The sequence below is a fragment of the Acidobacteriota bacterium genome (assembly GCA_016195325.1).
Taxonomy (GTDB): Bacteria; Acidobacteriota; Polarisedimenticolia; order JACPZX01; family JACPZX01; genus JACPZX01.
Map to the genome: position 1 here is coordinate 1 of JACPZX010000088.1, position 8,665 is coordinate 8,665.

Sequence of the window (8,665 nt, forward strand, 5' to 3'; positions counted from 1 at the left end):
CGCCGGCGCTGTTGATGGCGAAGGGGCGCCCGAGCCCGAGGACGGAGGGAGCGTTCGTACCGGGATCCCACTTCACCGCCGGGGTGGGGTTGACGCCGATGAGCGAGCCGACGGCGACCCCGCTCTTGTTGATGTCGAATGCCTGGCCGCCCCGCGAGCTCAGCGTGTCCAGCTTCACCTTCCCGCGGAAGGGCTGGGGGACGCCGTTCGGATCGTAGAAATCGCCGACGGAAACCCCCGCGTCGTTGACCCCCCACCCCTCGATGTTGGTGCTGTTGAAGTGCGGGAACTTCTTCGCCTTGCCGCCGGTCGAGATGAAGGCCCAGCGGACGGCTCCGTTCTGGCTGTTCCCCGAGCCGACGATCGTGCCGTTCGCGCTGATCGCCGTCGCGCCGGCCGTGAAGCCGGCCTTCAGGTCTCGGATCGGGCCGCGGAGCTTGGCGGCGGCCTGCTCGGGAAGGGCGAACGACGGGGCCGCGGTGACGACGAGCGTCAGCAGGACCAGGGGCTTCAGAATCGGGCGCACGCGGGGCTCCTCTCGAAAGGGGGTGGGTGGGCGCGTCAGGCGAACGCGGGAATGTACGATGGAACCCGCCGGGGCGCCACGGGCATGAGCGACCGATCTACCATGGCCGCCGACGAGCGGACGGATCCGGAGCGGCGATCCCGTCGCGATGGAGGAGACACCGATGCATTCATGGAAGACCCTGACACTCCGCGCGAGCGCGCTGACGATCGCGTCCGCGCGAGCGCGCTGACGATCGCGGTTCCCCTCTTGACGGCGGCCGCTCCGGACGACCCGATTCACCACCGGCTCGACACCTCGCCGCGGCACAACGAGTGGGTCACGTTGAAGAGCGGCGATCGCCAGGTCCAGGTCTTCGTCGTCTACCCGCAGGCGATAGAGAAGGCGACCACCGTTCTCGTGATTCACGAGAACCGCGGCCTCACCGACTGGGTCCGGAGCCTCGCCGACGAGCTCGCCGAGGCCGGATACATCGCCGTCGCTCCGGATCTTCTGTCGGGAGCGGGGCCGAACGGCGGGAAGACGAGCGACTTCCCGTCGCAGGACGCGGCGGTCCAGGCGATCTACAAGCTCACCCCGGATCAGGTCACGGCGGATCTCGACGCCGTCGCCGATTACGCGATCAAGCTCCCTGCGTCCAACGGGAAGCTCGCCGTCGCCGGCTACTGCTGGGGGGGCGGGCAGAGCTTCCGGTTCGCGACGCACCGCGCCGACCTGAAGGCGGCCTTCGTCTTCTACGGCCCCGCCCCCGAGAAAACCGGGGACCTCGCGAGGATCGGCTGCCCCGTCTACGGCTTCTACGGCGGGTCCGACGCCCGCATCGGCGCGACCATCTCCGGCACGACCGACGCGATGAAGGCCGCGGGCAAAACCTACGAGCCGGTCACCTACGAGGCGGCAGGCCACGGCTTCATGCGCCTCGGCGAGGACGGCACCGGCACCGAGGCCGACCGCAAGGGGCGCGACGCCGCGTGGGAGCGGTGGAAGGGGATCCTGAAGGAAATCTGATTCCGATCTTCCGGCGTAGAGGTCCGTGAACGTCCAAGCCACCCTCTCACGGACAAGGAGATCGTGATGACAAAGCTCTCGAAGTTTGCCCTGGCGGCCATGCTGGCCGCCGCACCGTTCGCCACCCACGCCGCCGATCACGCCGAGGCGCCTCTGGTCGAGGCCGACCAGGCCACGGACATCGCCGACGTCTACACCTTCGTGGATCCGTCCGACAGCTCGAAGGTCATCCTCGCCTTCGACGTCCACGGGTTCATCGTCCCGGGGGAGAACGCGAACCTGGGATCGTTCGACCACGACGTCCTCTTCAAGTTCAACATCGAGAACACGGGCGACGCGGCCCCCGACCGCGCCATCCTCGTGAGGTTCTCGAAGCAGACCTCCCGCAGCCAGCCCCAGATGGCGACGATCACCATGCCCCAGGGCGAGGACTCGAACGTCTTCAGCTTCACGGCGCCGACGACCGTCTCCTCGGCCACGGCGTCCGCAGCGACGAACCCCGTCGTCACCACCGACCCCGCCTCCGGCGTCTCGTTCTTCGCCGGCCTGACGGACGATCCGTTTTTCTTCGACATCCCGGGCTTCAACCGCTTCGTCGGCTCCGTCCTCGGCGGCGCGGTCGACCCGACGCTCCTCTCCCGCGGGCGCGACACCTTCGCCGGGTACAACGTGAACATGATCGCCCTCAGCGTGCCGGCGAGCCTTCTCCAGGGACCGGCCGGCAGCGTGATCGGCGTCAGCGCCTCGACGCTCAGGCGCCGGAACACGGCGCGCTCGCAGAAGAACGACCCGGTCGAGTTCGGCGACTTCGTCCAGATCGACCGCATGGGCGTCCCCGCCATCAACACCGTCCTCATCCCGTTCGCGCGGAAGGACGAGTACAATCGGGCCCGCACCACCGATGACGCCGCCGGCAAGTTCGCGAACGACATCGTCGGGACCCTCACGGCGCTCGGGACGAGCAACGCGAACATCGGCATCCTCGCCGGCGTCGCCGTCGCGCACGGCGACCTGCTGCGCCTCGACACCTCGGTCGCCAACTCGGGCCCACAGGGCGGCACGAACGCCGGGGCCGGCTTCCCGAACGGCCGCCGCCCGGCGGACGACGTCATCGACACGATTCTCTTCTTCGTGACGAACGGCGCCATCACGACCGGCGACAGCGTGAACGCGAACGACTCGATCTTCCGGGACTCGTTCCCCTTCTTCGCCGCGCCGCACCAGCCCCTTCCGACGGGGACGATCGATGACAACACCCGCAACTGACGTCATGGCTCCGCCCCTCGCGGGCGGAGCCTCCCTCTCCTCCGTGCCGGCCGCTTCGCGCCGCCGGCACGGACGGAGTGCGGCAGGAGCGGCCCTGATGACCCTGGCCGCCCTCGCTCTGCCGGCGCAACTCTCCGGCGCCTCCGAAGCGGCGCCGCGCGCACTGGCCCAGGCCCCGGCAGTGGCCCCGGCCCCCGCCGCCTCCACGCTGCGCTTCCTCGAGGAGCGCGTCCTTAGCGACCCGCTCGACTTCGTCGCGCAGAACCGGCTCGCCGGCGAGTGCGTGAGGATGATGCGGGAGACGGGAGACCTCGCGTGGCTCGAGCGGGCCCGCAGCGCGGCCGGCGCCTCGCTCGCCTCCGTGCCGGGCACGCAGAACGCGGGCGGCCTCACCGCGATGGCCGTCGTCGAGTACGAGTCCCATCACTTCGCGCAGGCGCGCGACCTGGCGCGCCATGCGTACCGCGTTGACAGCCGCAACACCATGGCCCGCACGACGGAGGGAGACGCGAATCTCGAGATGGGAGACGTCGCCGAGGCGGAGTCGATCTATCGGGAGCTCGCGTCGAGCGCCCGGACCCCCGCAATCCTCGCGCGCCTCTCGAGGGTGGCCGAGCTTCACGGGCATCACGAGGAGGCGATGAAGCTCATGAAGTCCGACCCCGCCGCGCTCGCGCGCGACGGCGTCCCGGCCGCGGAGATCTCCTGGTACCAGGTGCGTCTCGGCGAGATGTCCTTCGGAACCGGTGACCTCGAGGGGGCGGAAGCCGCGTACGACCGCGCCCTGAAGCTCTCCACCGACAGCTACGCCGCCCTCGAGCACGTCGCCGAGCTTCGCGGCGCGCAGGGGAAGATCGACGACGCGGCCGCTCTGTACAAGCGAGTCATCGAGCGGACGCAGCGCCCCGAGTTCGAGCAGGTGCTGGGAGACCTCTACGCCTCCGCGGGGCGAATCGAGGAAGCGAAACAGTGGCACGCGCAGGCCCTCGCGGGGTATCTGAAGTCCGTCGAGGGGGGGAACGCCCACTACCTCCACCATCTCGCGGGGTACTACGCCGACTCCGAGGAGAACCCGGTCGAGGCCCTCAAGTGGGCCCTCAAGGACATGGAGCTGAGGCACAGCATCTACGCGTACGACGCGCTGGCCTGGGCGCTCTACAAGAACGGAGATCTCGACGCCGCGGTCGACGCCGTGCGCAAGGCCCTCGCGCGCGGAACGAAGGACGCGCACCTGCTCTACCACGCCGGTCTGATCTTCTCCCGCGCCGGGCGGTGGGAGGAGGGAAGCTCCTATCTGAGAGAGTCGGTGGCCGTGAACCCCAGATCGAACGCCTTCCACATGCACCGATGAGAAGCCCGCGGCTCCCCCACGCGCTCGTTCTCGTCGCCGCGCTCGCGACCGGCATCGCTTCGGCGCACCCGATCTCGCAGGGGTCCCTCGCCATCCGCATCGAGGCGTTGTCCCTCTTCGTCGAGGCCCGCGTGCCGGTGGAGGAGGTCTTCGTCGCCTCGGCGCTTGGAAAGGCCGCGGCGGCGGCTCCGGCGAACTCTCCATGGGTGGAGCACGGGGAGTACTTCCTCCGTCATCTTCAGATCACGGCCGACGGCGTTCCCCTCCAGGGCGCGGTCGTTCAGGTCCGAGAGCCCGAGTCGAAGGGCTCGGGGTTCGTCCTCTACGATCTCCGCTACCCCCTCGCGGCCTCCCCGGCGAGACTGACGCTCGTTCAGGACGCCCTCCGCGAGATCGAGTACGCCCCCGGCAACCCGTGGGAGGCGACGTACGTCGCCCGCATCGAGTCCGCCGGCGCGAGGGCTCAGGACGGACTCCTCCTGACCTCGGGGCGCCCGCTGGTGATCGAGCTCTCGGCGCCGTCGGCCGCGCCATTCCGACAGTACCTGCGCCACGGCATCGAGCACATCCTGGGCGGGTACGATCACCTCCTCTTCATCTGCGCGCTCGTCCTCACCGCGGCGACGCTCGGCGATCTCATCAAGGTCGTCAGCGCCTTCACGTTCGCCCACTCGATCACGCTGGCCCTCTCGGTCCTCGACGTCGTGCGACTCCCTTCGCGCATCGTCGAGCCGATGATCGCGGCGAGCATCGTCGTCGTCGCTCTGTCGAACATCTTCTGGCCGGATCGCACGCGGGGGTGGACGAGGCTGGGGATGGCCTTCTTCTTCGGCCTCTTCCACGGCCTCGGCTTCGCCGGCGGCCTCCTCGACGCGATGCAGGGGATGCCCGGCGGGGCCGTCGGCGTCGCCATCACCGGCTTCAGCGCCGGCGTCGAGGTGGGGCACCAGATGATCGTGCTGCCGCTGTTCTTTGCGCTGATGCTGGCGCGATCTCCGCGGCTCGTGTGGGGGGGATCCGTCGCGATCTCGGTCGCCGGGGGGATCTACTTCCTGGCGGCGATCCGCGCATCCAGCGTGCTAGGCTGAGGCCATGACGGACAACGAACTCCTCAAGAGAATCACCGCAGACCCGGAGATTTTCGGCGGCAAGCCGATCATCCGGGGGATGCGCATCTCCGTGGAGTTGGTCCTGAGCCTTCTCGCCCAAGGGGAAGCCGCGGAGAGCATCCTCGCCGACTATCCGGAACTCGAGCCCGACGACGTTCGCGCCTGCCTCGCCTACGCCCACGCGGTGATCGCGCACGACTCGATCGACGCCGTGCAGGCCCCGCCTCGTTGAAGTTCCTCATCGACCGGTGCGCCGGACGGCGCCTGGCGGACTGGCTGCGTCAGCAAGGGCACGATATCGTCGAAGCCCGCTCGGAAGGCTCTGACCCCGGGGACCGGAACATCTTGCGCAGGGCTGTAGCCGAGGACCGCGTTCTCGTCACGATCGACACCGACTTCGGGGAGTTCGTGTTCGTCGATCGCGAGCCGCACCGCGGCCTTATCCGCCTCCCGGACGTGCCGGCAGGCAGACGAATTCTGCTGATGCGCCGAATTCTCGAGACCTACACTCCCGAAGTCATCGCCGGCTCCGTCATCACGGTGCGCGGCGAACGAATTCGAGTCTCGAAAACGCACGTGTAGCCGGAGACGCAGGATCGCCCTGACAAGCTTGCGGCGATTCGCTCCCATGTCCTCGTGGCGGGGTTGGGGTAGCGGGAGGGGCGCGGACGGCGACCCTGAAAATCGAAAGGCAGGCTTTCGAATTTCATGGTACTCTCGAACGCCATGATCGCCCGTCCGCACCTCGAAAACACCCTCCGGGCTGCCCTCTCGCGCAGTCGCGTCGTCGCGCTCATCGGACCCCGGCAGTGCGGGAAGACGACGGCGGCCCGGGAGATTCTGTCTCTCGACTCCCCCGGCTACTTCGACCTCGAGGATCCTCGGAGCCTCGTTCGCCTCGGCGAGCCGATGACGGAGCTGGAGCCGCTGCGCGGCGTCGTCGTCATCGATGAGATCCAGAGACGGCCGGATCTCTTCCCCATCCTGCGGGTCCTGGCGGATCGCCGGCCGGCCAGAGCCCGCTTCCTCATCCTTGGAAGCGCGGCGCCCTCGCTGCTCCGCCAGTCGTCGGAGACCCTGGCGGGCCGACTCGAGACCATCACTCTCGCGGGGTTCGGTCTCGACGATCTCGGGGCGACCGCCGTGGCCCGTCACTGGCGGCGAGGCGGGTTCCCCCGAGCCTATCTGGCTCGCACCGAGGCGAACAGCGCGCGGTGGCGCCAGCAGTTCATCCGCACGTTTCTGGAGCGCGACGTTCCCCAGCTCGGCGTCCGCATCGCGTCACCGGCGCTTTTCCGGTTCTGGACGATGCTGGCGCACTACCACGGGGGCATCTGGAACTCGGCCGAGCCCGCGAGATCGCTGAGCCTCAGCGAGCCCACGGTGCGCCAGTACCTCGACCTGCTGACTCAGCTCTTCATGGTCCGACAGCTTGCACCGTGGCACGAGAACCTCAAGAAGCGTCAGGTGAAAGCGCCGAAGATCTACGTTCGCGACAGCGGGCTGCTTCACTCTCTCCTGGGGATCAAGACCGAGACGGATCTTCGGCGGCATCCCAAGCTCGGCGCCTCATGGGAGGGTTACGTCGTCGAGGAAGTGCTGAAGCTGGCCGACCCGGACGAGGCCTGCTTCTGGAGAACGCACACCGGCGCCGAGCTCGACCTGCTTCTGTTCAAGGACGGCAGGCGCTACGGGATCGAGGTCAAGCGCCAGGATGCGCCGGCGATGACCGCCTCGATGCGGATCGCGATGGAAGACCTTCGCCTCGACCATCTGACGGTCATCTACCCGGGGCGCAGCGTCTACACGCTCTCCAGCGGAGTGAGGGTCGTGCCACTCTCCGATCTCGCCGCCGGGGATCCGGAGGTGATTTTGCCCAGGGCCCGGCGGGGGAAGAGGCGCCGAAGAGAAGGCTGATCGCTACGCCTAACACCCCTCGATCGGGTCGCAAGCGAAGATCGGCCCCAGCTCCCCCGGCTGCTGCAGCTCGACCATCGAGCTGAAGAGCGAGTATCCCTTGGAGGCGTTCCCGCCCCAGAGAATCCCGTAGAGCTGAACATCCTCTCCGTTGACGATCCGGAAGACCGGGGAGCCGCTGTCGCCCGGCGCCGCGCCGGCCGTGAACACGTCCTGGCAGAGCAACGTGACGAGCGTGCCGGTGATGTTGATGTCCACGCAGGTGTTCGTCACGACGCCCTCCGTCCAGCCGGTCGTCCTGCCGACTTTGGCAAGGACCTCGCCGACGAGCGTCCCGGAGCCCACGGATGTGATTCGAAATCGGGGCAGGTCCCGGCTGACGGTCAGCGAGCCGACGTCCTCGGGCCGGGCGATGAGCCCGCGCCGGAGCTTCAAGCCCGCCCTCGTCGCGATGAACGCGCTGTCGCTCAGCCGGCACTGCCTCCCCGCGGGACAGGCGCCTCCGGTGAAATGATTCGGGTCGACGAGCTCGGCTCCGACGATCCTCCGTGAGGTGGAATTCGGCGACGGCTGCGAGTACATCAGGCCGTCTTTCTCGCCGCGGAAGAGCGTGCAGTGCGAGCAGGTGACGAATCCCGCGACGCCGTTCCAGTCCGCCAGAAAGCCGTCCGTGCAGGTGTAGCACTTTGCGCCATGGCATCGGAACCCGATCTGAACTCCACCGACGAGCGGTCGGAATCGGCTCGTGACCGTGGAAAGGAACCCGATCGGCTCGGCGGCGTCAACCATGACGGCTTCTTCGGGAACGCCGGCCGCGGCGATGACCTCCTCTACCGCGGATCGGTCGGCGCCGCGCTCGATGCCGATGCGGATCCGGTTCGTCGCCTCGTCGATGTCCGTGAAGACGACCCCCGGCAGGTTCTGCACCGGGCCGAGCGCCGCCTTGAATCGGGCCAGCGTCGAGAAGTCGTAACGGGCCTCGAGCACGTGGATCGTGCCTGCTTCGATCCCCTTCGCGCGGAGCACGTCGCCGACGGCCGCCAGCGTCGTCTCCCGGCTCGCACTCTCGCCGAGGTAGACGTTGGCCTCACCGTTCTCATCGAGGAACAGGCCGCCGAACCCGGAGGCGCGCGCGTCGATCTGGACGAAGAGGTTGTCGAGCGAGCGCCCCGTGGCGAGCGCCGAACGTGAATCACCCGAGGAGGAGGCCGGGGACGGGACGGTCACGAGCGCGGCGGAGATCGCGAGCGTGCAGATCACCACGCTGAGAATCGGCCTGACACGCTTCATAAGGGGCTCTCCGGGAACCTATACCGAAGTCCATGAAGTCGGTCAAGCGAAATAGGACTACCTCCCCCCCTCCAGCTTCCTGATCGTCGCCTCGATCGTCCCGCGCCACCTCACGTCCGCGCCGTCGGGGGCGCGCTGCTTCAGCAGCTCCCGAAACGCCGCCAGCGCCTCGTCGCCGCCGAGAAGGGCGAGGCGGCC

Annotated in this window: 10 protein-coding genes; 7 read left to right on the forward strand and 3 right to left on the reverse strand. The window is 68.5% G+C overall.

From position 1 onward, the window contains the following. The coding region (locus tag HY049_16075; protein MBI3450419.1) for a hypothetical protein at positions 1-526 on the reverse strand (526 nt) is incomplete at its 3' end. A 171-nt stretch (positions 527-697) separates the two neighbouring features. Between HY049_16075 and HY049_16080 the strand changes: the two genes are divergently transcribed. From HY049_16080 to HY049_16110, 7 genes are all read left to right on the forward strand, one after another. Continuing rightward, a complete protein-coding gene (locus tag HY049_16080; GenBank protein MBI3450420.1) occupies positions 698-1,534 on the forward strand; it encodes a dienelactone hydrolase family protein in 837 nt (278 codons plus the stop codon). Between the two features lie 66 nt (positions 1,535-1,600). After that, complete coding sequence (locus tag HY049_16085) at positions 1,601-2,800, forward strand: DUF4331 family protein (protein ID MBI3450421.1); 1,200 nt, start codon at positions 1,601-1,603, stop codon at positions 2,798-2,800. A gap of 97 nt (positions 2,801-2,897) precedes the next feature. Further along, a complete protein-coding gene (locus HY049_16090) occupies positions 2,898-4,151 on the forward strand; it encodes a tetratricopeptide repeat protein (protein MBI3450422.1) in 1,254 nt (417 codons plus the stop codon). Then, entirely contained in the window at positions 4,148-5,239 is a 1,092-nt protein-coding gene (locus tag HY049_16095) for a HupE/UreJ family protein (GenBank protein MBI3450423.1), read from the forward strand. Before HY049_16090 ends, HY049_16095 begins: the two co-directional genes overlap by 4 nt. Positions 5,240-5,243: 4 nt before the next feature. Next, positions 5,244-5,492, forward strand: coding sequence for a DUF433 domain-containing protein (locus tag HY049_16100; GenBank protein ID MBI3450424.1), 249 nt, complete (start codon positions 5,244-5,246; stop codon positions 5,490-5,492). Then, the gene (locus tag HY049_16105; GenBank protein ID MBI3450425.1) at positions 5,489-5,842 is read left to right on the forward strand and encodes a DUF5615 family PIN-like protein; all 354 of its coding nucleotides are present in this window, start codon (positions 5,489-5,491) and stop codon (positions 5,840-5,842) included. Before HY049_16100 ends, HY049_16105 begins: the two co-directional genes overlap by 4 nt. Before the next feature lie 144 nt (positions 5,843-5,986). Continuing rightward, positions 5,987-7,177, forward strand: coding sequence for an ATP-binding protein (locus HY049_16110; GenBank protein MBI3450426.1), 1,191 nt, complete (start codon positions 5,987-5,989; stop codon positions 7,175-7,177). Positions 7,178-7,186: 9 nt separating this feature from the next. On the opposite strand, the gene HY049_16115 is transcribed toward HY049_16110, so the two are convergent. Both HY049_16115 and HY049_16120 read right to left on the reverse strand, forming a co-directional pair. Then, the gene (locus HY049_16115; protein ID MBI3450427.1) at positions 7,187-8,467 is read right to left on the reverse strand and encodes a hypothetical protein; all 1,281 of its coding nucleotides are present in this window, start codon (positions 8,465-8,467) and stop codon (positions 7,187-7,189) included. A 57-nt stretch (positions 8,468-8,524) separates the two neighbouring features. Beyond that, on the reverse strand, positions 8,525-8,665 hold a 141-nt coding region (locus tag HY049_16120), incomplete at its 5' end, for a hypothetical protein (GenBank protein MBI3450428.1).